At 37.5% G+C, this 21,980-nt stretch carries 21 protein-coding genes and 1 other annotated feature; all 21 genes read left to right on the top strand.

All coding sequences use genetic code 11. The features are described from left to right. Positions 1–314: 314 nt before the first annotated feature. The 21 genes from mraY (at position 315) to ileS (ending at position 21,924) form a co-directional block, all read left to right on the top strand. Positions 315–1,289: a phospho-N-acetylmuramoyl-pentapeptide-transferase gene (gene mraY / locus K9B36_RS01975; protein WP_223700319.1), complete on the top strand. Its 975-nt coding sequence runs from the start codon at positions 315–317 to the stop codon at positions 1,287–1,289. Position 1,290: 1 nt separating this feature from the next. Further along, positions 1,291–2,640, top strand: coding sequence for a UDP-N-acetylmuramoyl-L-alanine--D-glutamate ligase (murD, locus tag K9B36_RS01970; RefSeq protein ID WP_223700318.1), 1,350 nt, complete (start codon positions 1,291–1,293; stop codon positions 2,638–2,640). A 160-nt stretch (positions 2,641–2,800) separates the two neighbouring features. Continuing rightward, positions 2,801–3,901, top strand: coding sequence for a stage V sporulation protein E (gene spoVE, locus K9B36_RS01965; RefSeq protein WP_223700317.1), 1,101 nt, complete (start codon positions 2,801–2,803; stop codon positions 3,899–3,901). An 869-nt stretch (positions 3,902–4,770) separates the two neighbouring features. After that, entirely contained in the window at positions 4,771–5,679 is a 909-nt protein-coding gene (gene murB / locus K9B36_RS01960; RefSeq protein ID WP_223700316.1) for a UDP-N-acetylmuramate dehydrogenase, read from the top strand. Between the two features lie 106 nt (positions 5,680–5,785). Then, complete coding sequence (locus K9B36_RS01955) at positions 5,786–6,568, top strand: cell division protein FtsQ/DivIB (RefSeq protein WP_223700315.1); 783 nt, start codon at positions 5,786–5,788, stop codon at positions 6,566–6,568. Beyond that, positions 6,552–7,238, top strand: a complete 687-nt coding sequence (locus tag K9B36_RS01950) for a DUF881 domain-containing protein (protein WP_223700314.1) — start codon at positions 6,552–6,554, stop codon at positions 7,236–7,238. The genes K9B36_RS01955 and K9B36_RS01950 overlap by 17 nt, the downstream gene beginning before the upstream one ends. Positions 7,239–7,279: 41 nt before the next feature. Continuing rightward, positions 7,280–7,996 (top strand): DUF881 domain-containing protein, encoded by a 717-nt coding sequence (locus K9B36_RS01945; RefSeq protein WP_223700313.1) that lies wholly within the window; start codon positions 7,280–7,282, stop codon positions 7,994–7,996. A gap of 1 nt (position 7,997) precedes the next feature. After that, positions 7,998–8,366 (top strand): small basic family protein, encoded by a 369-nt coding sequence (locus tag K9B36_RS01940; protein WP_223700312.1) that lies wholly within the window; start codon positions 7,998–8,000, stop codon positions 8,364–8,366. A gap of 105 nt (positions 8,367–8,471) precedes the next feature. Further along, the gene (gene ftsA, locus K9B36_RS01935; protein ID WP_223700311.1) at positions 8,472–9,761 is read left to right on the top strand and encodes a cell division protein FtsA; all 1,290 of its coding nucleotides are present in this window, start codon (positions 8,472–8,474) and stop codon (positions 9,759–9,761) included. Positions 9,762–9,808: 47 nt separating this feature from the next. Beyond that, the gene (gene ftsZ, locus K9B36_RS01930; RefSeq protein WP_223700310.1) at positions 9,809–10,963 is read left to right on the top strand and encodes a cell division protein FtsZ; all 1,155 of its coding nucleotides are present in this window, start codon (positions 9,809–9,811) and stop codon (positions 10,961–10,963) included. Positions 10,964–11,493: 530 nt separating this feature from the next. After that, positions 11,494–12,423 carry a sigma-E processing peptidase SpoIIGA gene (gene spoIIGA / locus K9B36_RS01925; RefSeq protein WP_223700309.1) on the top strand — a complete coding sequence of 310 codons (930 nt, stop codon included), beginning with the start codon at positions 11,494–11,496 and terminating at the stop codon, positions 12,421–12,423. 164 nt (positions 12,424–12,587) lie between these two features. Then, on the top strand, positions 12,588–13,307 hold the full coding sequence (sigE, locus tag K9B36_RS01920) for an RNA polymerase sporulation sigma factor SigE (protein ID WP_223700308.1): 720 nt from the start codon (positions 12,588–12,590) through the stop codon (positions 13,305–13,307). Positions 13,308–13,447: 140 nt separating this feature from the next. Further along, on the top strand, positions 13,448–14,227 hold the full coding sequence (gene sigG / locus K9B36_RS01915; RefSeq protein ID WP_060665819.1) for an RNA polymerase sporulation sigma factor SigG: 780 nt from the start codon (positions 13,448–13,450) through the stop codon (positions 14,225–14,227). A 310-nt stretch (positions 14,228–14,537) separates the two neighbouring features. Then, positions 14,538–14,798, top strand: coding sequence for a YlmC/YmxH family sporulation protein (locus K9B36_RS01910; protein ID WP_223700307.1), 261 nt, complete (start codon positions 14,538–14,540; stop codon positions 14,796–14,798). A 288-nt stretch (positions 14,799–15,086) separates the two neighbouring features. After that, positions 15,087–15,923: a peptidoglycan editing factor PgeF gene (pgeF, locus tag K9B36_RS01905; RefSeq protein WP_223700306.1), complete on the top strand. Its 837-nt coding sequence runs from the start codon at positions 15,087–15,089 to the stop codon at positions 15,921–15,923. Continuing rightward, positions 15,916–16,605, top strand: coding sequence for a YggS family pyridoxal phosphate-dependent enzyme (locus tag K9B36_RS01900; RefSeq protein ID WP_223700305.1), 690 nt, complete (start codon positions 15,916–15,918; stop codon positions 16,603–16,605). The genes pgeF and K9B36_RS01900 overlap by 8 nt, the downstream gene beginning before the upstream one ends. Positions 16,606–16,621: 16 nt before the next feature. Then, on the top strand, positions 16,622–17,083 hold the full coding sequence (locus K9B36_RS01895; protein ID WP_223700304.1) for a cell division protein SepF: 462 nt from the start codon (positions 16,622–16,624) through the stop codon (positions 17,081–17,083). 6 nt (positions 17,084–17,089) lie between these two features. Next, complete coding sequence (locus K9B36_RS01890; RefSeq protein WP_263399245.1) at positions 17,090–17,359, top strand: YggT family protein; 270 nt, start codon at positions 17,090–17,092, stop codon at positions 17,357–17,359. Positions 17,360–17,440: 81 nt separating this feature from the next. After that, positions 17,441–18,214: a YlmH family RNA-binding protein gene (locus tag K9B36_RS01885; protein WP_223700303.1), complete on the top strand. Its 774-nt coding sequence runs from the start codon at positions 17,441–17,443 to the stop codon at positions 18,212–18,214. A gap of 79 nt (positions 18,215–18,293) precedes the next feature. Then, positions 18,294–18,794 (top strand): DivIVA domain-containing protein, encoded by a 501-nt coding sequence (locus K9B36_RS01880; RefSeq protein ID WP_223700302.1) that lies wholly within the window; start codon positions 18,294–18,296, stop codon positions 18,792–18,794. Between the two features lie 84 nt (positions 18,795–18,878). Next, positions 18,879–19,102, top strand: a binding site (T-box leader). Positions 19,103–19,155: 53 nt separating this feature from the next. After that, positions 19,156–21,924, top strand: coding sequence for an isoleucine--tRNA ligase (gene ileS / locus K9B36_RS01875; protein WP_223700301.1), 2,769 nt, complete (start codon positions 19,156–19,158; stop codon positions 21,922–21,924). Positions 21,925–21,980 lie beyond the last annotated feature (56 nt).

Genomic DNA, 21,980 nt, shown 5'->3' with positions numbered 1-21,980 from the left:
AAGTCGTGAAAGCCACGCAATAATTAAAGAAAAATCTAACAGTCATTAGAAAAAAATAAAAAACATAAAAAAGTATTTGCATGTTGCCGAAAAAAAGATAAAATTTACTTTTGGCAAGTGTTTATATTCTGGTAAAACTACTACCGGTATTCGGGTAGGTATATTACAAAGGTATTTGAAACCTAAAGGCAACTGTCCCTCATTTTATAGGAAGTCAGCATAAAACGTTTGTTTCTGTTATAACCCCTATTTCTATAATGATGCTTTTGGTGATAATACCTCTAATCCCGATAAAAAGAGAGGAGGGAATAGCGATGCAGCAACAAATCATTCTTTTTGCAATCGTTATGTCATTTTTAATAACAGTTCTATTATCACCAATATTTATTCCCTTCCTACGCAGATTGAAATTTGGCCAAAGCATTAGAGAGGAAGGGCCACAGTCACACCAAAAGAAAACAGGAACTCCCACAATGGGAGGGTTAATGATTTTATTATCTGTTGTAGTTACTACACTTGTAATTACCGGACAATTCGCTGAAACGTCAGTGGAAACCTACCTACTGCTTTTTGTTATGGTTGGATATGGTCTTCTTGGCTTCTTGGATGATTTTATTAAAGTCGTATTGAAACGAAACTTAGGATTAACTTCCTTGCAGAAATTGATTGGGCAGGTCATTATTGCAGTTGTCTTTTATCTTGTTTTTATTCAATTTGAATTTTCTACCGCCGTTTCTATTCCTGGAACAGCCATTTCCTTTGATCTAGGGTTTTTCTATGTACTTTTTCTAATTTTTTGGCTTGTAGGATTTTCTAATGCTGTTAATCTTACAGACGGTTTGGATGGACTTGTGTCAGGTACTGCTGCCATTGCCTTTGGTGCTTTTGCCATTTTAGCATGGAATCAATCACAGTTCGAAGTTTCTATCTTCTCTGTAGCAGTTGTAGGGGCATTATTGGGTTTTCTAGTTTTTAATGCACATCCAGCTAAAGTATTTATGGGGGATACTGGTTCATTAGCATTAGGTGGTGCCATTGCCACAGTTGCGGTTTTAGTAAAACTTGAAATCATTTTAATTATTATAGGCGGGGTATTCGTTCTCGAAACACTTTCGGTAATTATTCAGGTACTCTCGTTTAAAACTACTGGAAGACGAGTGTTTAAAATGAGTCCATTGCATCACCACTATGAGTTAGTTGGATGGTCAGAGTGGAGAGTAGTCGTTTCGTTCTGGACGGTAGGGCTGCTGTGTGCAATGCTAGGAATTTATTTAGAGGTGTGGATCTAGTATGAAATTAATTAACCAATATAAAGGTAAAAACGTGCTTGTTCTAGGACTTGCAAAAAGTGGAACAGCAACCGCAATTTTATTACATAAAATAGGAGCCAAAGTAATTGTCAATGATCGCAGTCCAATGGAGGGCAATGAACAGGCAAGGGATCTTCAAGCAAAAGGGATGCAAGTAGTCTGTGGTGGTCACCCTTTGAGTATATTTGATCAACAAATTGATGTTGTTTTTAAAAATCCGGGAATTCCCTATAATAACCCTATAGTGGAAGCTGCTATCGCAAAAGGGATTCCAGTATTAACAGAAGTGGAGCTTGCCTATCAGGTTAGTGAAGCAGAATTTATCGGCATTACAGGATCAAACGGAAAGACGACCACGACGACGCTTATTAACGAGATACTTGAACAAGACAATCAAAACCCTTTAATAGCAGGGAATATCGGAAATGTTGCAGTAGAAGTAGCTCAACAAGCCGATTCTAGTAATATTTTGGTTACAGAGCTTTCCTCCTTTCAACTAATGGGAATTCAAACGTTCCGGCCAAGAATTTCGGTAGTGCTCAATATTTTTGAAGCACACCTCGACTATCATGGAACAATGGAAGATTATGCAAAAGCGAAAATTGCAATCATGGAGAACCAAACTTCAAAAGACTATGCTGTTGTTAATGCAGATGACCCGCTTATCATGAAATTGATAAAAAATCAAAATGTAACGATTGTTCCATTTTCGGTATCAAAGAAGGTAGATGGAGCTTATCTGAAAAATGAGGCTATTTATTTTAATGATGAAAAAATAATAGATATAGACGAAATTGTTCTTCCAGGAAAACATAATCTTGAAAACATTCTGGCTACAGTTGCAACTGTTAAGCTTAAAGAAGTTTCAAACAGATCGATTATTAAAGTGCTTACCAGCTTTACTGGGGTTAAACACCGTTTACAATTCGTTGAATCCATTCAAAAAAGAAGATTTTATAATGATTCTAAAGCTACAAATATACTAGCGACTCAAAAAGCGATTTCAGCTTTTAATGAAAACGTAATTCTGCTTGCTGGCGGATTAGATCGAGGAAACGAGTTTGATGATCTTCTACCGTACCTTCAAAACTTAAAGGCAATTATTACTTTTGGGGAAACAGCAGAAAAATTGGAGAAAACTGCTAGAGATGCTGGAATAAAAGAGATAAAACGTGTCGATAATGTGGAAAAGGCCGTTCCGGTCGCTTATGAAATGTCAAATGAAGGTGATGTAATTTTATTGTCTCCCGCTTGTGCTAGTTGGGATCAATATAAAACATTTGAACAACGAGGTGACATTTTTATAAACGCCGTGCATAAGCTTAAGTAAGGGCTTGGCCAAATTGGAAAAGGCTTTGTTCTAATAGTTGCCTGTAATGCTTCTTTGTGGGGCTGGTAACTTGTGAACAAAGCTTTTTTGGCTAATAGAGGAAAGTGTGATGTTACATAATTTCCTCATGCTCTAATATAAGTCTCAGAGGTGTTCCACATTGTTGAAAAAGCGATCCACTCCTGATTTAATTTTAATATTAACGACCCTGACTTTGTTAACCGTAGGACTAATAATGGTTTATAGCGCTAGTGCTGTTTGGGCCGATTATAAATTCAATGACACCTTTTTCTTTGCAAAAAGGCAGCTTCTATTTGCGGTGCTTGGGGTTGTTTCAATGTTTTTTATTATGAATGTGGATTATTGGACATGGAGAACCTGGGCAAAGATGTTAATCCTCCTTTGTTTCTTCTTACTTATTCTAGTGCTGATTCCTGGTATAGGGATGGAGCGCAATGGTTCACGAAGTTGGATCGGAGTAGGAGCGTTTTCTATTCAGCCCTCTGAATTTATGAAGTTAGCGATGATTGCTTTCTTGGCTAAGTACCTGAGTGAAAACCAAAAGAAAATTACATCTTTTAAGAAAGGGCTTGTTCCGAGCCTTGGACTAGTTTTCTTAGCTTTTGGTATGATCATGATGCAACCTGACCTTGGTACGGGTACAGTAATGGTTGGGACATGTATTGTAATGATTTATGTAGCAGGGGCAAGAATAAGTCATTTTGTTGGATTGGGTTTAATCGGTGTGGCGGGATTTGTTGTTTTAATATTATCTGCCCCCTATCGTATAAAAAGGATTACATCTTTTTTGAATCCTTGGGAAGATCCTTTAGGAAGTGGCTTTCAAATTATTCAATCATTATACGCCATTGGTCCGGGTGGGTTGCTTGGATTGGGATTAGGTCAAAGCAGGCAAAAATTTTTCTACCTGCCTGAACCTCAAACTGATTTCATTTTCGCCATTCTTGCAGAGGAACTTGGCTTTATTGGCGGAACTTTTGTTGTGCTATTGTTCACTCTGTTATTATGGCGCGGCATTCGCATTGCGCTTGGGGCACCTGATCTCTATGGAAGTTTTCTTGCTGTTGGAATAATTGCAATGATCGCTATTCAAGTATTTATTAACGTGGGAGTGGTCACTGGGTTAATGCCGGTAACCGGAATCACTTTACCTTTCTTGAGTTATGGAGGTTCATCTTTAACATTAATGCTATTAGCTGTTGGTGTATTACTTAATATCAGCAGGTATGCAAAATATTAGTAGGTATTCAATATTCGATAAAGAGATCGATTCTTTCTGCAAGAGAAAGAATCGGTTTTTCTTTTTCTTTTGCTCTGTAAAAGATGGATAATAATAGCTCTAAAGCGATGAATGTACCAAAAGGCGAAGGAACAGTCCGAGGCCACTGATAAAGTACATAATTTTAGGTTTGTGTTAAACACCGCTGTTACTTTCCGCAAATGGCTTCGCTTATCCAGAGGGCGACCTTGAGCCTCCTCGGGCTATGCCCTGCGGGGTCTCAAGCTTGTCGCTACTCTCCCGCTGGAGTCTACGCCATTTACTCCAATCCACAGCTAGAAGCCACACAAAACTATATGTTTTCAGTTTTTCAGTGGCCTCGAACAGTCCTATTGCCCCGCCAAAAGTGTTAGAGGTGTTTAACGCAGCTAAAAACTAATAGAATATTACAAAGCATTTTAGTTGTGTAACAGTTAATAAAAATTTTATTACAATCCCTTGATTTGATTGCACATCCCTATATGGGGAGATAGTATATAGATATTATGGTTAAATGCAGCAATCTACAGTACTGAAAATAATATTCTAGAATGATGTTAAGAAGGTTTACAATGCTAGTAGTATGGGTATAAAATTTAATGGTCTTATCAATTATTAAATACATACAATGTTCTTTTAGTAGAATAACACCATTGATGGGCTAATGTGCCATTCTTTTTTCTACTGCATATATTAACAGAGAAAACTAAAAAGTTCACAACTATCACCCGGTATTTTAAACCAACTATCTAATTGAGTAATAGATGCGTTTTATTATTAGTGATTTGAGATCTTGTGGTGGAAACAACAAAAAAACTGAATGTTGATAGAACGTGTATATAGGAGGGCTTATGGAACAGTTAGTAGAAGAATTACAAAGAGCAGAAGTGGGAAAAGTGTTGGCGAATGAACTTTTAGCCAACCATACAACGATGAAAATAGGCGGACCCGCCGATATATTGGTTGAACCGAGCGGCTTGGAAAAACTTCAGGAAACGATGAAAATCATCCATAAATATAAGGTGAAATGGACTGCGATTGGTCGGGGCTCCAACCTTCTAGTCTCTGATTTGGGGATAGAAGGCGTTGTGATCAAACTTGGCAACGGAATGGATCACTTAGAAATAAAGGAAAATGAAGTGATTGCTGGCGGAGGATATAGCCTAATTAAACTTGTTACGATTGTAAGTAAAAAAGGGCTTACCGGTTTGGAATTCGCTGGAGGAATTCCAGGTTCATTGGGCGGAGCGGTCTATATGAATGCAGGAGCACATGGTTCTGACATATCAAAGGTGCTAAAGAAAGCACATATCCTATTTGAAGATGGGGAAATGAAATGGTTGACTCCTGATGAATTAAGGTTTTCCTATCGAACTTCTCTACTTCAAAAAGAGCGCCCGGGTATTTGCTTAGAAGCGATTTTAAACGTAGAAGAAGGAAATCGTGAAGATGTAGTTAAGCAACTGCAGAAAAATAAAGACTACCGCAGAGATACCCAGCCATTTAATTACCCTTGTGCAGGAAGCATTTTCCGTAATCCTTTGCCAAAATATGCAGGTCAATTGATCGAAGAAGCAGGACTCAAAGGATATACCATCGGCGGGGCAAAGGTATCAGAAATGCATGCGAATTTTATTGTAAATGACAATAAAGCCAAGGCACAGGATGTAAAGGATCTAATTGATTATATTAAAAAAACAATCTTAGAATTATATAATGTTAATTTAGAAACTGAAGTCGAAATAATAGGAAGAAAATAGTATTTTAAACCTCTTTTTTTCACCCCATATGTGATATAATTATGCTAGAAAATCAGTGCATAATAACAGCATGCATTTGCCATGCGGTGGGGTGAAAACGTAATACATGGAAAAAGGGAAAGTTGTTACATTAGAAGATCGTGTTCCTAAATTAAAAGAGCAGAGAAAACAAAAGGCTAACAGGAGATTGATATTCTATTTATCCTTATTTTTCATACTGATATCTTTAATAATTTATTCGCAATCCTCTTTAAGTAAAGTTTCCGATATTGATGTTAGTGGAAACCGTCATGTAACAGATGAAGAGATTATTAAACTAAGCAAGATTACTAGAGAAACAAGTATTTGGCGAGTGGACGAAGAAAAAGCATCCATTTCCATCCTACAGCATAAAGAGCTAAAAGAGGCCGAAGTCAATAAGGTATTTCCGAATAAAGTGAATATAACCGTTGGTGAATACAATCGGATTGCATATATTTTCGAAGAGGGTGCTTACTATCCAGTAATAGAGAACGGGAAGATATTGGAAGCGGTTGGACAAGACGCCTTACCAGATGACGCCCCATTAATGATGAACTGGAAGGAAGGGAATAAGGTCGAGGAATTTATCAGTGAACTTATGAAACTTCCCGATTCGATAATTTACGCTATTTCAGAAATACATCACACTCCAACAGATATCGATCCATACCATATAACTTTATTTATGAATGATGGCTATGAAGTTAGTGCTACGGTTAGAGATTTTTCTGCTAAAATGACAAACTATCCTTCGCTTGTCGCGGAGTTGGATCCAAATCTAAAAGGAATTATCAACATAGAGGTTGGGACTTTTTTTAAACCTTACGAATCAGTTGGAGATGAAGAAACAGATGAAGGTGAACGGTAAACACGTTGTCTTATCCTTTGTTTGTCTTGTGCTTGGATTCATCATTTCCTACTCGTATCAATTAACTCAAGAGGAAGATAATAAAGGGACGGACAAGCAATGGGAGCGAGACTATTCCATTCGAGAAACACTCATCAAAACAGAAGAACGTACGTTAGAGTTACAGCAAGAACTGCAAAAAAAACAAGAAGAAGTTTCATTGATAGAAGAAGAACTTGCTGAGGGTGAGCAGTTGTTGTTCAATCTTGTTGAAGATGTTGAAAAGCTTCGCATGTACACCGGTAAAGTGAAGGTGCAAGGGAGAGGGGTAGAGGTTACACTATCTGATGCTTCTTATGTTCCATCCCAAGAAAATGTAAACAACTACATAGTTCATGAAAGTCATGTCTTTAATGTGATGAATGAGTTGTTTATTTCGGGTGCGGCTGCCGTTGCCATTAATGGCCAACGTATAACAAAAAACTCCTATATAATATGTAATGGCCCAGTGATTACAATAGATGGTAATCAGTTCCCGGCACCCTTTGTCATAAGCGCTATTGGGGATCCCGAAGTACTTATTCCTGCGCTTAATATTCTAGGTGGAGTAAAGGACCAATTGGTAGCAGATAACATTACAGTGAAAATGATTGAAAAAGAGACAATAATTCTGGAGCCTGTCATTCAATAGATCAAATGGGCCGTATTTTTGGGTAAGGATAGGTGTTCTAGGTGAACAAACGGAAATTTAGTTTCGCTATTATTACAATGATTGTAGGACTGATGATTGCCGTCCAATTTCAAACAGTGAAACAACCCATCGTTCGCGATACCCGTGATACATGGGAGATTAGAAGCGATTTAAAGAGAGAGCAAGAAATACAGTCACACATCATAAAAGAAGTGAGAAAGTATGATGCTACCTTAGAAGAGTACAAAAGGGAACGAAGCGAATCGAAGGAAGTAGTCATTCGTGATACATTAGAGGAGTTAAAAAAAGAAGCGGGTTTAACAGAAGTAAGTGGGCCAGGCATTAAAATGACGGTTAACCCCTTATTTGGCGAAGAAATGTTAGGTCAAGTGCAAGGGAATATTTCCGCAGAGCTATTAAGACGTTTTATTAATGAGATAAACTCTTATGATAGTGAGGATATTTCAATAGCTGGTCAGCGTATTGTAAACAATACAGTGATAAGAGAAATAAATGGAAGAACAAAAGTAAATAATGCATGGATACCAAATTCAAATTTTGAAATAATTGTAATTACAAGTGATCCTTCAAAATTGTATAACCGCTTGCAAGTATCCAGAGCTATGGATGAGTTTGCAATCGAAAATCTACTTCTTGAAGTTTCTACTCCAATTAATCATGTAACAATTCCAGCATATGATGAGTCCCTCCGGGTTAAATATATGGAGCCGGTGAAGGCTGAAGAGGAGGGAACATAAGATGTGGTTACCACTCTTAGGGCTTTTGGTAGGAATTGTATTAGGTCTGTACTCGGAAATTAGAGTTCCAGATGAATACTCAAATTATTTATCTATTGCAGTTCTGGCAGCACTAGATACATTATTCGGAGGAATCAGGGCCCACTTGCAAAATAATTATGATGATAAAGTATTTGTCTCTGGTTTTTTCTTTAATATATTACTTGCTGCAAGTTTAGCTTTTCTCGGTGTCCATCTTGGTGTAGACTTATATTTAGCTGCAGTTTTCGCCTTCGGTGTAAGGTTATTTCAAAATATAGCTGTAATTAGAAGGATATTATTATCCAAATGGTCCATTTCTAAAGAAAAGACGAAAAAAAATAGTTTATAAAAAAGGGAAAACATAATATGTGTGGAATACTTTCTAATATAATATGTTTTGCAATTTGTTGTTCTATATAATTTATTGTTGAGTAGTAGAAGGAGGTGCCATAGAATGAACAGCAATGAAATTTACGTAAGTTTAGACATCGGTACATCTAGTGTTAAGGTAATCATTGGCGAAATGGTAAATGATACTTTAAATATTATTGGAGTCGGTAATGTAAAATCAACCGGTTTACGAAAAGGATCAATAGTAGACATAGATGAAACAGTTCATTCCATTAAAAAAGCAATTGAACAAGCAGAAAGAATGGTAGGGATGCCTATTAACCGGGTAGTAGTGGGGGTTACGGGCAATCATGTCCAACTCCAAGATTGTCACGGTGTAGTGGCAGTTTCCAGTGAAAATAGGGAAATTGCTAACGAAGATATTGCAAGAGTTATAGACGCTGCTCAAGTTTTCTCCATTCCTCCTGAGCGTGAAATAATTGATTGTATTCCTAAACAATTTATTGTAGATGGATTAGATGAAATTAATGACCCGCGAGGCATGCTTGGCGTTCGCCTGGAAATGGAAGGAACCATTATTACTGGTTCTAAAACAGTACTACATAATTTACTCCGTTGTGTGGAAAAGGCGGGGTTAGAAATTACAGATATTTGTTTACAACCACTAGCTTCTGGATCGATTGCTTTATCCAAGGATGAAAAGAACCTTGGGGTGGCATTGATTGATATTGGTGGAGGATCTACTACCATCGCTGTATATGAGGATGGATTTCTTAAGGCTACCAGTGTCCTTCCTATCGGAGGGGAATATATCACTAAAGATATTTCCATCGGATTGCGTACTTCAACTGAAGATGCTGAAAAAATCAAGCTGAAACATGGACATGCATTTTATGATCATGCTTCGGAAGAAGAGGTTTTTAGTGTTCCTATAATAGGCAGTGATCAGCATCAGCAGTTTAGTCAATTAGAAATATCCGATATAATTGAAGCTAGAATGGAAGAAATCTTTGAACTCGTAGAACATGAGATTAAAAGATTAGGTGTACGAGAAATTCCAGGTGGATTTGTTCTAACTGGTGGTGTTGTTACAATGCCCGGTGTGTTAGAATTAGCACAATTAATACTTAATAATAATATTCGTAAAGCTGTACCAGATTATATTGGAGTAAGAGAGCCTCAATACACCACTGGAGTGGGTCTAATTCAATTTGCATATAAAAATGCAAAGCTTCAGGGTAGAAAAATCGAGAGTACCTCAGCTTCCGTAGATCATGGAGAAAAACGTAGTGCTAAACCAACACAACAAAAAGGAAAGCAAACTAAACCCGTAAACGAAGAAGAAAAAGTTGGAACAAAAGTAAAGAAATTTTTTGGTCTCTTCTTTGAATAATAGTTTTAGAGTTTGTTAGTACTTTCTTAGAATTAGGAGGAACAGTCATGTTAGATTTTGATACTAGTATCGATCAATTAGCTACCATTAAAGTAATCGGAGTAGGTGGAGGCGGAAATAACGCTGTAAATCGTATGATAGAGCATGGTGTTCAAGGCGTAGAATTCATAGCTGTGAATACAGATGCCCAAGCATTAAATCTCTCTAGAGCAGAGGCGAAAATGCAAATTGGAGGCAAACTTACCCGTGGTCTAGGTGCTGGAGCGAATCCAGAAGTAGGAAAAAAGGCTGCCGAAGAGAGTAAAGAGCAATTAGAAGAAGTTCTAAAAGGTGCGGACATGGTATTCGTAACAGCTGGAATGGGCGGAGGAACTGGTACTGGTGCTGCACCTGTTATCGCTCAAATTGCCCGTGACTTAGGAGCTTTAACAGTAGGAGTTGTAACAAGACCATTTACTTTTGAAGGTCGAAAACGTGCCACACAAGCTGCTGGTGGAATTGCAGCAATGAAAGAAGCAGTGGATACTTTAATTGTTATCCCTAATGATCGTTTATTGGAAATCGTTGATAAAAACACACCGATGCTTGAAGCATTCCGTGAAGCAGACAACGTATTACGTCAAGGTGTACAAGGTATTTCCGACTTAATAGCAACACCAGGATTAATCAACCTTGACTTTGCCGATGTGAAAACTATTATGTCTAACAAAGGTTCTGCATTAATGGGAATCGGTGTAGCGACTGGTGAAAATCGAGCAGCAGAAGCGGCTAAAAAAGCAGTTTCCTCACCACTTCTCGAAACTTCAATCGATGGAGCACAAGGGGTATTAATGAATATTACGGGTGGTACGAATTTAAGTCTTTACGAAGTTCAAGAAGCAGCAGATATTGTTGCAAGTGCATCTGATCAAGAAGTAAATATGATCTTTGGTTCTGTAATTAATGAAAACCTTAAAGATGAAATCGTAGTTACGGTTATTGCTACAGGTTTCACTGAAGCAGAAATCAACCATACCAAACCAGGTGCACGTCCTGTGTTCGGTGCTCAAAAATCGCCAGTACAGCAAAAACGCGAAGTGAAGCGTGAAGATCCTGTTCAACAACAGGAGACAACACGTCAACAGCAACCTCAGCAACAGCAGCAAGGTGAAGAGACTTTGGATATTCCAACGTTCTTGCGTAACAGAAATCGTCGCAGATAAACAATTCATTTGGTAATTCCCATGATACTAGAAAGAGTGCCAACTCTTAATGATTTGGCGCTCTTTTTGTGTGGTTTTTTCTCGTATTATCGTACTAAAACTACTCAGTTTTAAGGAAATAAGTAATTACCCAATCATTAATACTTGCTCAAATCCAATTAAATTCCCCCTTTCCACTCCCTGCCCCTTATTAAAGTCTATCAATGGAAAATCCATTCCTTTATATATTGCCCCCCGACAAATAAGCAAAAAAACCTTCAAAAATTGTAAGCTAGCATCGGCACAAAGCGACAGACTTTCTCAGAGATAGTAATATATACTAGTTTCAAATACAAAGACTCTTGTCGTAAATATTGTTGTAGCTTCCCGTAAAAAATCGGCAACTGGATTTTTTACTGTCCTACCCAGACAAAAAAAGAGTGCCATATTCAAACGACAACTATGAGCATGACGTGATAGATCCAACATGCGTAAAGGCAACAAAGTATACGGAAATAGTCAATACAAAAAGGTATAAATGAGGGAATGACTTGACAGTTTATTTAGATGCCATCTGGCTCTTAAACTTTGCTTTTGACTTTCTACTGTTAAAAATTACTTGTCTTATTTTAAAACGCCAGGTTTCTGTTTGGAGATTAATAGCGGGAGCATTTATAGGTTCCTTGATTGTCGTTTTGATGTTTACTCCCCTGCAAATGATCGTGACGAATATGATGGTCAAGCTTGCTTTTTCACTTTGTATGATTCTAGTAAGTTTTGGTTTTCACCGACTTCGTAATTTTGTAGAAAATCTGACTGTATTCTATATAACGACTTTTACTGCCGGTGGAGGAATGTTTGCTATACATTACTTTTTAAGAGTAGATCATCAGTTTGCAAATGATACCATCCTAACATTATCAACAGGACTTGGCGATCCCGTGTCTTGGATGTTTGTAATCGTTGGATTTCCTCTCCTTTTGTACTTATCAAAGCAACAATTTAACACTGTTGAAACAAGAAAATTCCGGTACGACCAATTAGCTGCTATTACAGTAAGTTTGAATGAAGAAGACATTGTCATTTCAGGGTTGATAGATAGTGGTAACCAGTTGCAGGATCCCATTACCAAAACTCCGGTTATGATTGTCGAAGTTAGCAGTTTAACAGATATCCTTCCCGAGGAGATTGTACATGCTATGGACTCCATTGAACAATCACAGGGGTGGCCGACGTTTTCAGAAGATTGTGGATGGATTGATCGCATAAGAATCATCCCCTACCGAGCAGTAGGGAAAGAAACAACTCTTATGCTTGCCATTAAACCAGACAATGCAGTAATTTCACATGACAACAAGCTTTATGAAACAAGAAGGTTCTTGATTGGTCTAACAAGAACACAACTCTCATCTGATGGAGATTACACCGCGATTGTGCATCCGAAAATGCTACAGGGAGACGTAAATGAGTGTGTATCTTAAACAAGTCTGTGGCTGGTAGAAGGCTTTAGCACCACCTCCAAAATGCAACTAGCTTATAGGGACATCAACAAGAAGTACGAACAGTAATACCTTTATTCATGTTAACTAATTTGCACTTGATAGATTAAGATTTCATGCTAGCTAAATAAGAAGGAGGAATTAATTTGGGAAAGCTGAAAATAAGAATCACTTACTTATGGTATAAACTATTAATGAAATTGGGACTCAAAACAGATGAAATTTATTATATAGGAGGAAGTGAGGCACTGCCGCCACCGTTATCCAAAGAAGAAGAGGCACATCTTTTAATAAAGCTTCCAAAAGGAGACCAGGCTGCACGCTCCATACTTATTGAAAGAAACTTAAGACTAGTGGTGTACATTGCTAGAAAATTTGAGAACACAGGCATTAATATTGAGGATTTAATCAGTATCGGCACAATTGGACTTATAAAAGCTGTTAATACCTTTAATCCAGAAAAAAAAATAAAACTTGCTACCTACGCTTCCCGTTGTATTGAGAATGAGATTCTTATGTACCTGCGCCGGAACAATAAGGTCCGTTCGGAGGTGTCATTCGATGAACCATTGAACATTGATTGGGATGGAAACGAATTATTATTATCTGATGTTCTAGGAACAGATGACGATATTATCACTAAAGACTTAGAGGCAAATGTTGATCGTAAGTTACTTCTAAAAGCATTAGATCAATTAAACGAGAGGGAAAAGCAAATTATGGAGCTGAGGTTTGGACTGATTGGCGGGGAAGAGAAGACCCAAAAGGATGTAGCTGACATGCTCGGGATATCTCAATCCTATATATCACGTTTAGAAAAAAGAATCATAAAAAGGCTAAGAAAAGAATTTAACAAAATGGTGTAAAAAAATTTTACATTATTTTTTCCAGTAATGATAAGGGATAGCTTAATTTTTCAAAATAGATAAAATATAGCTTGTGCATATTTTTCCCTCCACAGGAGATACTTAACTCTGAACAGCAACTCCTGTTAGGAGGGGAAAGAATGACACGTAATAAGGTAGAAATCTGCGGAGTAGACACATCTAAGCTCCCTGTATTGAAGAATGAAGAAATGCGTAAGTTGTTTCGTGAAATGCAAAGTGGTGAGCTATCTGCAAGAGAAAAGCTTGTTAATGGTAATTTAAGACTTGTTCTCAGTGTTATTCAACGGTTTAATAACCGTGGTGAATTTGTAGATGACTTATTTCAAGTAGGATGCATTGGTTTAATGAAATCCATTGATAATTTTGATTTAGGTCAAAATGTAAAGTTCTCTACATATGCAGTACCTATGATAATCGGGGAGATAAGACGATATCTTCGGGATAATAATCCGATTAGGGTTTCCCGTTCTTTACGTGACATTGCTTATAAGGCATTGCAGGTAAGAGAGCGGTTAATGAGTGAAACATCCAGAGAGCCTACCGCAGAGGAAATATCAAAAGTACTTGAAGTACCACATGAGGAAATTGTTTTTGCTTTAGATGCAATCCAGGATCCAGTTTCTTTATTTGAGCCAATTTATAATGATGGTGGAGACCCGATTTATGTTTTAGATCAAATAAGTGATGAAAAGAACAAGGACATACAGTGGATTGAAGAAATCGCTCTAAAAGAAGGAATGAGACGTCTAAACGACAGAGAGAAGCTCATTTTAAGAAAACGGTTTTTTCAAGGGAAAACGCAAATGGAAGTTGCTGATGAGATTGGAATATCGCAAGCACAGGTTTCTCGTCTTGAAAAAGCTGCGATCAAGCAAATGAATAAAAATATTCAAAGTTAGAACGAATAAAAAGCACCTGCATTCTTTGTGTCCCACAAGGAATTGTTTGGTGCTTTTATTATTGCCCCATTTTTATATCTAAATATATACATATGGTTTTATGCTGTTAATTAGAGTACAAGAAATAAAGGTTTTCCTTACTCTTCCCTACTAGTCACTTTTTTTGTATTGCTTTTGAACATCTTTTTGCAAAAGAGCAAATTTATATCCCTTAAATTATATAATTTTTATTATTTATAAATACCCTTCATGAATAAGGATACAGGTATCATATATTGTATTATATGCTTATTAAATTGGAGGAATGATCGTGATTAAAATATCCGAATTCCAGATGAAAGATGTTGTTAGTGTTTCAGACGGTAAAAAGCTAGGAAATATAGGCGATATTGATATAAATTTAATGAACGGAAAAATCGAGGCAATAATTATTACAGGAGGCGGAAAGATGCTAGGCTTTTTCGGAAAAGATGAAGAAGTCGTCATCCCATGGAGGAACATTGTCAAGATTGGCTCCGATGTTATTTTGGTTAGGTACCAATCAAGTGTGGAACCGACATATGAAGAATAATAGAGACCCTTTCCTTAAAGATTGTTGCTATAAGTCAGTAAAAAAATCAGCTTTGAATTTTTTACTGCCCTCTTCACTACAAAATTTAGCGTAATTTCTAAATTGAAAAGGAAAAGAGCTCAAAAGCACGAGTGGTACCGATATAAGTGAAAGCAACAATCAATGCGAAAAAAGCCATAATAAAAGACGAATTTCTGTGTCGAAATTTAACTTAACATTCTAATTTACAAGGATAATATGGTACAATGTGAAAGAATATGTATGAAACAGATAAAGAAGGTGTCATGTATGTCGGAACCTTTTGTTCAACATTTTAATCAAGCCTTAACCATTCCAAGTTGGACTTCATTAAATAGCAGCCTTGTTACTGGTTTCACCACTAAAGTGGGCGGTGTAAGTGAGGGGGACTATACCAGTTTAAATATGGGTCTCCATGTAGATGATTTAGAAGAGTCGGTACGCCGCAACAAGGAAATTCTAGCCGATTCCTTGCGTTTTCCCACTAGCAGATGGATTGGCTGCGAACAGGTTCATGAGGCTGGTATTGAGAAAGTGGATGAAAACTTCATCGGAAAAGGTGTCACTTCCTATGAAAATGCACTTCCAGAAACTGACGGATTGTATACTGATAAGAAAGATATTTTACTAACTTTATGTTTTGCTGACTGTGTTCCTATCTATTTCTATTCACCTGAACACTCATTGATTGGTCTTGCTCATGCAGGATGGAAAGGTACAGTGAAAAATATAGGTCCCAAAATGGTGGAGCGGTGGAAGGCAGAGGGAGTCGATTCTAGTGAAATTCTGGTTGCTATAGGACCTTCCATTTCTCCTGAAGCTTACGTGGTGGATGACTACGTGCTAGATAAAGTTAAATCTGTCTTCTCACCTTCCAAGATCTCCGATGTACATAAAGAGGTTGCAAAAGGGCAGTATAGATTAGATTTAAAGAAAATCAACAAACAACTGCTCCTGGATGCTGGAGTAAAAGACTCAAATATTATCTGTAGCTCTTTTTGTACAAGCTCTGAAGATAAGTTGTTTTTCTCTCATCGTAGAGATAAAGGGAAAACCGGCAGAATGATGAGTTTTATTGGAATGAAAGGGGTACAAAATAATGAATGATACCTTTTCTATACAACAGAATGTTGCCACTATTAAAGAAAATATTGAAAAATCCTGCCTAATTGGGGGACAAGATCCAAAAAAAATAACAATTGTTGCTGTTACTAAATATGTTTCTATAGCCAGAGCAGAGGAAGCAGTTGCAAATGGAATAACGGATTTAGGGGAAAATCGCGATGAAGGTTTGTTGGAAAAATGGGCGGCTATTTCTTCTAATGCTTCTTGGCATTTTATCGGTTCCTTACAGTCCAGAAAAGTAAAAACAATCATTGATAAGGTTGATTATATCCACTCCTTAGATAGAATTTCCTTAGCGGAGGAAATACATAAACGAGCTACTAGAAAGATAAAGTGCTTTGTACAAGTAAATGTTTCTGGAGAAGATTCCAAGCATGGTTTACCAATGAATAAAGTAGCAAGTTTTATTGAAGAGTTATCTTCCTATACTAAGTTGGAAATAGTAGGATTAATGACAATGGCACCTTACACCAAGGACGAAGAGGTTTTGCGGAAATGTTTCCGGAACTTAAAGAATCTACAACAAAGTATCCAATCTAAGCATTATTCCTACGCACCTTGTACCGAGCTGTCCATGGGAATGTCAAATGATTATATGATTGCGATTGAAGAGGGAGCCACATTTATTCGAATTGGTAGTGCCCTTGTTGGGAATGAACAATAATCTGGAGGTGTAAGGAATGACTATAAAATCGAAATTTAAAAGCTTTTTTGCACTAGAGGATGAATACGAATATAAAGAACAAGATGAATATGTAGAAGAAGAGATGATCGAGGAGCCAAGAAGAACAAGATCCTCTTCTTCGCAACAAAAACAAAACGTTGTTAGTCTTCAAAGTGTCCAAAAATCCACTACCTCTAAGGTAGTGCTTGTTGAACCGAAATCCTATTCTGAAGCTCAGGATATTGCAGACCATTTAAAAGGTCGCCGAGCAATCATTGTTAACCTGCAAAGAATTGACCATGGTCAGGCTAAGCGTATAATCGATTTTCTAAGCGGTACGGTATATGCTGTAGGAGGAGATATTCAACGTGTCGGGCAAAACATTTTCTTATGTACACCAGATAACGTAGATGTATCTGGGTCTATTTCTGAAATAATGCAACAAGAGCAGGAAGACTTTAGCGATAAGAGGTGGTAGATTTATATGTATTTTATTTATGATTTAGTTAGTAACTTGGTGTATTTTTACTCCATCGCATTAATTATCTATATCTTTATGTCCTGGTTTCCAGGAGCAAGAGAGTCTTCTATTGGGAGATTTTTAGGGAAGATTTGTGAACCGTATTTAGATATGTTCCGTCGTATTATTCCACCACTTGGAATGATCGATATTTCTCCAATCGTTGGGATTTTAGTTTTGCGTTTTGCAATGGTGGGTCTTGGACAGTTGCTTAGAATGCTAGGTTTAATGTAAATAAAGCAAAGTGGCAATACAACAAATTATTATTTTAAATTTAAACTTTATTACAAAGTGCCAGATGTGATGGTGATTAGTATGAGTATTTATCAGCACTTCCGTCCAGAAGAACATGAGTTTATTGATCAGGTGATGGAATGGAAAGAAAACGTAATAGTCCAGTATGCACCTAAGCTAACGGACTTCTTAGATCCACGTGAACAAGAAATTGTTCAAAGTATTATTGGCACAAATGAAGAGATAAAGCTTGAATTTTTCGGTGGGGTAAGTGAAGCGGAACGCAAAAGAGCTTTGCTATACCCTTCGTACTACTCCCCCTCTACGGAAGATTTTCAAATTAAAACATATGAGCTTTCCTATCCTGATAAATTTGTTCAAATTGAACATCGACAAGTGCTAGGTTCGTTAATGGGTATCGGGCTGAAGCGGAGTAAGTTTGGAGATATTTATTTTCATGAAAAGAGTGTTCAGCTTGTTATAGGTGAAGAGGTAAGTTCATATGTGGAGCTGCAGTTTCAAGAAGTGGGAAAAGTGAAAGTAAATCTTAAAAACATCCCCTATACTGATTTAATCAGTCAAGAATCCGGATGGGAAGAATCATCAACCACCACAGCTTCACTACGCTTAGATGTGTTAATTGCAACAATCTATAACCTTTCGAGACAAAAAGCTCAAATGTTCATTGGTGCAAAAAAAGTGAAAGTAAACTGGAAGTTGGTAGAACAATCATCTTTTGAATGTTTGGAAGGTGATATTCTTTCTGTAAGAGGCTATGGTAGAAGCAAGCTTTTATCAGTAGAGGGAAAAACGAAAAAAGATAAATGGAGAGTTATAGTAGGAAAACAAAAATAATTCGACAGAATAAAGGTGTTTCTTCTTGAACTGTCGAATAATGTAAAGATCAGAAGAGATATAAATGGAGGTGGCAGCCATGCCCTTAACACCGTTAGATATTCACAATAAAGAGTTTAACAAAGGATTTAGAGGATATGATGAGGACGAAGTAAATGAATTTCTTGACCAGGTCATTAAGGATTATGAACTGGTTATTCGTGAAAAAAAGGAATTTGAAGAAAAAGTAAAAGAGCTCAACAGTCGTTTAACTCACTTTAATACTATTGAAGAGACTCTAAATAAATCCATTCTGATCGCACAGGAATCTGCGGAAGATGTGAGAAGAAACGCTCAAAAAGAGGCAAAGTTGATTATTAAAGAAGCAGAGAAAAATGCTGATCGCATTATCAATGAATCTTTACTTAAATCCAGAAAGCTTCAGATTGAAATTGATGAATTGAAAAAGCAATCCAAAGTCTTCCGAAATCGTTTCAAAATGCTTGTTGAGGCTCAATTAGAGTTAATCGCCAATGATGACTGGGACCATTTGATGGAATATGAAGAAAAAGACAAAGAATTAGAAGAAAATAGAGTATAACCTTGACATTTTAGGTTTATTTTCAGTATAATAACGAAACAATTATTGTATATTCTTTTTAATGATTAGCGAACTTATAATATTTATAAAACGTTGATAGGGATAGTAGTTTCTTTTAGACTTTATCAAGCGACCCGGGGATGGTGGAAGCCCGAGGAAAGTTAAGAAATGAAGATCACCCTTGAGTATTAGACTGAACGCAGTTGCCTGTAAGTTTAATCGTACGATCCACGTTACGGATACTAAAGTGGACTTGTAATCTTAAAGTCAATTTAGGGTGGTACCACGGGAGTCCTCTCGTCCCTTTTTGGGATGAGGGGACTTTTTTGTTTTTCAAATATACTTACTGGAGGAAAGAAACATGGAATATAAAGATACATTACTTATGCCGAAAACTGAATTCCCTATGAGAGGGAATTTACCAAATCGTGAGCCTCAAATTCAACAGCAATGGGACGATATGAATATCTATGAAAAAGTTCAAGAACGGACAAAGGATCGACCAATGTATGTGCTACATGACGGCCCACCGTATGCCAATGGAGACATCCATATGGGGCATGCTTTAAATAAAGTATTAAAGGATTTTATTGTCCGCTACAAGTCAATGAGCGGCTTTAAAGCACCATATGTTCCTGGCTGGGACACTCATGGGCTGCCAATTGAAACAGCGTTAACAAAAAATAAAAAAGTGAAGCGGAAAGAGATGTCGGTTGCAGAATTCCGTAAACTATGTGAAGAGTATGCATATGAGCAAGTGGACCGTCAGCGGGAACAATTCATGCGTTTAGGTGTGCGTGGTGATTGGTTTAATCCATACATTACCCTTAAACCTGAGTATGAAGCTCAGCAAATTAAGGTTTTTGGAGATATGGCGAAAAATGGTCTAATCTATAAAGGGTTAAAGCCTGTATATTGGTCCCCTTCTAGTGAATCTGCACTTGCGGAAGCAGAAATTGAGTACCAAGATAAGCGTTCACCATCCATTTATGTAGCATTTAATGTTGCAGATGGTAAAGGAGTACTAGAGGGCGATGAGCGTTTTATCATCTGGACCACTACTCCATGGACGATTCCTGCCAACCTCGGGATCGCTGTAAATCCTGAATTGAGTTATAGTGTTGTGGAAGTTAGCGGCGAAAAGTTTATTATTGCCTCTGAATTATTTGAAACTGTCGCAAAAGAATTAGAATGGGAAGATGCTGCAGTAGTTAAGACATTAAAGGGGCAAGACCTTGAACATATCGTTGCTAAGCATCCTTTATATGAACGCGAATCTCTTGTGATGTTAGGAGATCATGTTACGACAGATGCTGGTACAGGTTGTGTGCATACGGCTCCTGGGCACGGGGAAGATGACTTCATCATTGGCCAGAAATATGGCTTGGAAGTATTATGCCCTGTCGACTCTAAAGGTAATATGACGCAAGAGGCGCCAGGATTTGAAGGGTTGTTTTATGATCAAGCGAACAAGCCGATTACAGAAAAGCTACAAGATGCTGGAGCACTTTTGAAATTAACTTTTATTACGCACTCTTATCCTCACGACTGGCGTACAAAGAAGCCAACTATTTTCCGTGCAACGGCTCAATGGTTTGCTAGCATCGACAAAATCAGAGATCAATTATTAAATGCGGTAGCTGAAACTAAATGGGTTCCTGCATGGGGAGAAACTCGTTTAACAAACATGGTTCGTGACCGTGGAGACTGGTGTATTTCCCGTCAACGTGCATGGGGAGTACCTATCCCTGTATTCTACGCGGAAAATGGTCAAGAGATTATTACAACCGAGACCATCGATCATGTTTCCGATTTGTTCAGAAACCATGGTTCAAATATCTGGTTTGAAAAAGAAGCAAAAGAGCTATTACCAGAAGGTTTCACGCATGAAGGAAGTCCGAACGGATCTTTCACTAAAGAAATGGATATTATGGACGTGTGGTTTGATTCCGGTTCTTCTCATCAATCCGTATTGGAAGAAAGAGAAGACCTGCAAAGACCAGCAGACCTTTATCTAGAAGGCTCAGACCAATATCGTGGATGGTTCAACTCTTCCTTAACAACTAGTGTTGCTGTTACTGGAAAAGCTCCTTATAAAGGGATTTTAAGTCACGGATTTGCGCTTGATGGTAATGGCAGAAAAATGAGTAAATCTCTGGGGAATGTAGTTCTTCCTTCTAAAGTAATGAATCAGTTAGGTGCAGACATCCTACGTTTATGGGTTTCATCTGTTGATTACCAAGCGGATGTTCGTGTTTCTGACAATATCTTAAAACAAGTAGCAGAAGTATATCGGAAAATCCGTAATACATTCCGTTTCTTGCTCGGTAACCTAGCTGACTTTAATCCAACCGTAAACAAAGTAGAGATGAATGATCTTCGCGAAGTGGACCGCTACATGATGGTGAAGTTAAATAATTTGATGACAAAGGTGAAAAGGTCCTATGATGATTATGAATTTGCAGGAATCTATCATGCGGTTCATAACTTTTGCACCATTGAACTAAGTTCGTTCTACTTGGATTTTGCAAAAGATATTCTTTATATCGAAGCAAAAGATCAACACGATCGTCGTTCGATCCAAACTGTTCTTTATGAAACTTTGCTTGCTCTAACTAAGCTGGTAGCGCCGATTTTACCACATACAGCTGATGAGGTTTGGTCGCATATTGAGTTTGTATCAGAAGAAAGTGTCCAATTAGTTGACATGCCAGAGCCGCTTCAAGTAGATAATGCGGAAGCAATTGAAGAAAAATGGAATCGTTTCATGAATTTGCGTGATGATGTTCTTAAAGCTTTAGAGGTTGCACGAAATGAAAAAATCATTGGTAAATCTCTAGCAGCAAAAATTACGTTGTATCCTAATGGAGAAACAAAAGCTTTGTTGGATTCCATTGAAGAAAATATTCAACAGTTGTTTATTGTTTCGGGCCTTGAAATTGCTGACTCAAAAGAAGAAGCACCTGCCAGCGCTCAAACGTTTGACAGTGTCTCCATTGTGATTGCACCTGCAGAAGGGGAAACATGTGACCGCTGTTGGGTTGTATCAAAAACTGTCGGAGAAGATAAAGATCATCCTTCCTTATGCACACGATGTGCATCTGTGGTAAAAAATAATTACACCGCATAAATTTTAACCACTAAACCTCGCAAGAGAAAAGTCTTGCGAGGTTTAGTTACGTTTTA

The organism is Sutcliffiella deserti (assembly GCF_020037475.1).
GTDB classification, from domain to species: domain Bacteria; phylum Bacillota; class Bacilli; order Bacillales; family Bacillaceae_I; genus Sutcliffiella_A; species Sutcliffiella_A deserti.
This window is presented reverse-complemented; position numbering and strand designations above follow the sequence as displayed.

Bases quoted from the DNA above. Each gene is read 5' to 3' on its own strand.
- mraY (WP_223700319.1), top strand. From the start codon at position 315: ATGCAGCAACAAATCATTCTTTTTGCAATCGTTATGTCATTTTTAATA.
- murD (WP_223700318.1), top strand. From the start codon at position 1,291: ATGAAATTAATTAACCAATATAAAGGTAAAAACGTGCTTGTTCTAGGA.
- murB (WP_223700316.1), top strand. From the start codon at position 4,771: ATGGAACAGTTAGTAGAAGAATTACAAAGAGCAGAAGTGGGAAAAGTG.
- K9B36_RS01955 (WP_223700315.1), top strand. From the start codon at position 5,786: ATGGAAAAAGGGAAAGTTGTTACATTAGAAGATCGTGTTCCTAAATTA.
- K9B36_RS01950 (WP_223700314.1), top strand. From the start codon at position 6,552: ATGAAGGTGAACGGTAAACACGTTGTCTTATCCTTTGTTTGTCTTGTG.
- K9B36_RS01940 (WP_223700312.1), top strand. From the start codon at position 7,998: ATGTGGTTACCACTCTTAGGGCTTTTGGTAGGAATTGTATTAGGTCTG.
- ftsA (WP_223700311.1), top strand. From the start codon at position 8,472: ATGAACAGCAATGAAATTTACGTAAGTTTAGACATCGGTACATCTAGT.
- ftsZ (WP_223700310.1), top strand. From the start codon at position 9,809: ATGTTAGATTTTGATACTAGTATCGATCAATTAGCTACCATTAAAGTA.
- sigG (WP_060665819.1), top strand. From the start codon at position 13,448: ATGACACGTAATAAGGTAGAAATCTGCGGAGTAGACACATCTAAGCTC.
- pgeF (WP_223700306.1), top strand. From the start codon at position 15,087: ATGTCGGAACCTTTTGTTCAACATTTTAATCAAGCCTTAACCATTCCA.
- K9B36_RS01900 (WP_223700305.1), top strand. From the start codon at position 15,916: ATGAATGATACCTTTTCTATACAACAGAATGTTGCCACTATTAAAGAA.
- K9B36_RS01895 (WP_223700304.1), top strand. From the start codon at position 16,622: ATGACTATAAAATCGAAATTTAAAAGCTTTTTTGCACTAGAGGATGAA.
- K9B36_RS01890 (WP_263399245.1), top strand. From the start codon at position 17,090: ATGTATTTTATTTATGATTTAGTTAGTAACTTGGTGTATTTTTACTCC.
- K9B36_RS01885 (WP_223700303.1), top strand. From the start codon at position 17,441: ATGAGTATTTATCAGCACTTCCGTCCAGAAGAACATGAGTTTATTGAT.
- K9B36_RS01880 (WP_223700302.1), top strand. From the start codon at position 18,294: ATGCCCTTAACACCGTTAGATATTCACAATAAAGAGTTTAACAAAGGA.
- ileS (WP_223700301.1), top strand. From the start codon at position 19,156: ATGGAATATAAAGATACATTACTTATGCCGAAAACTGAATTCCCTATG.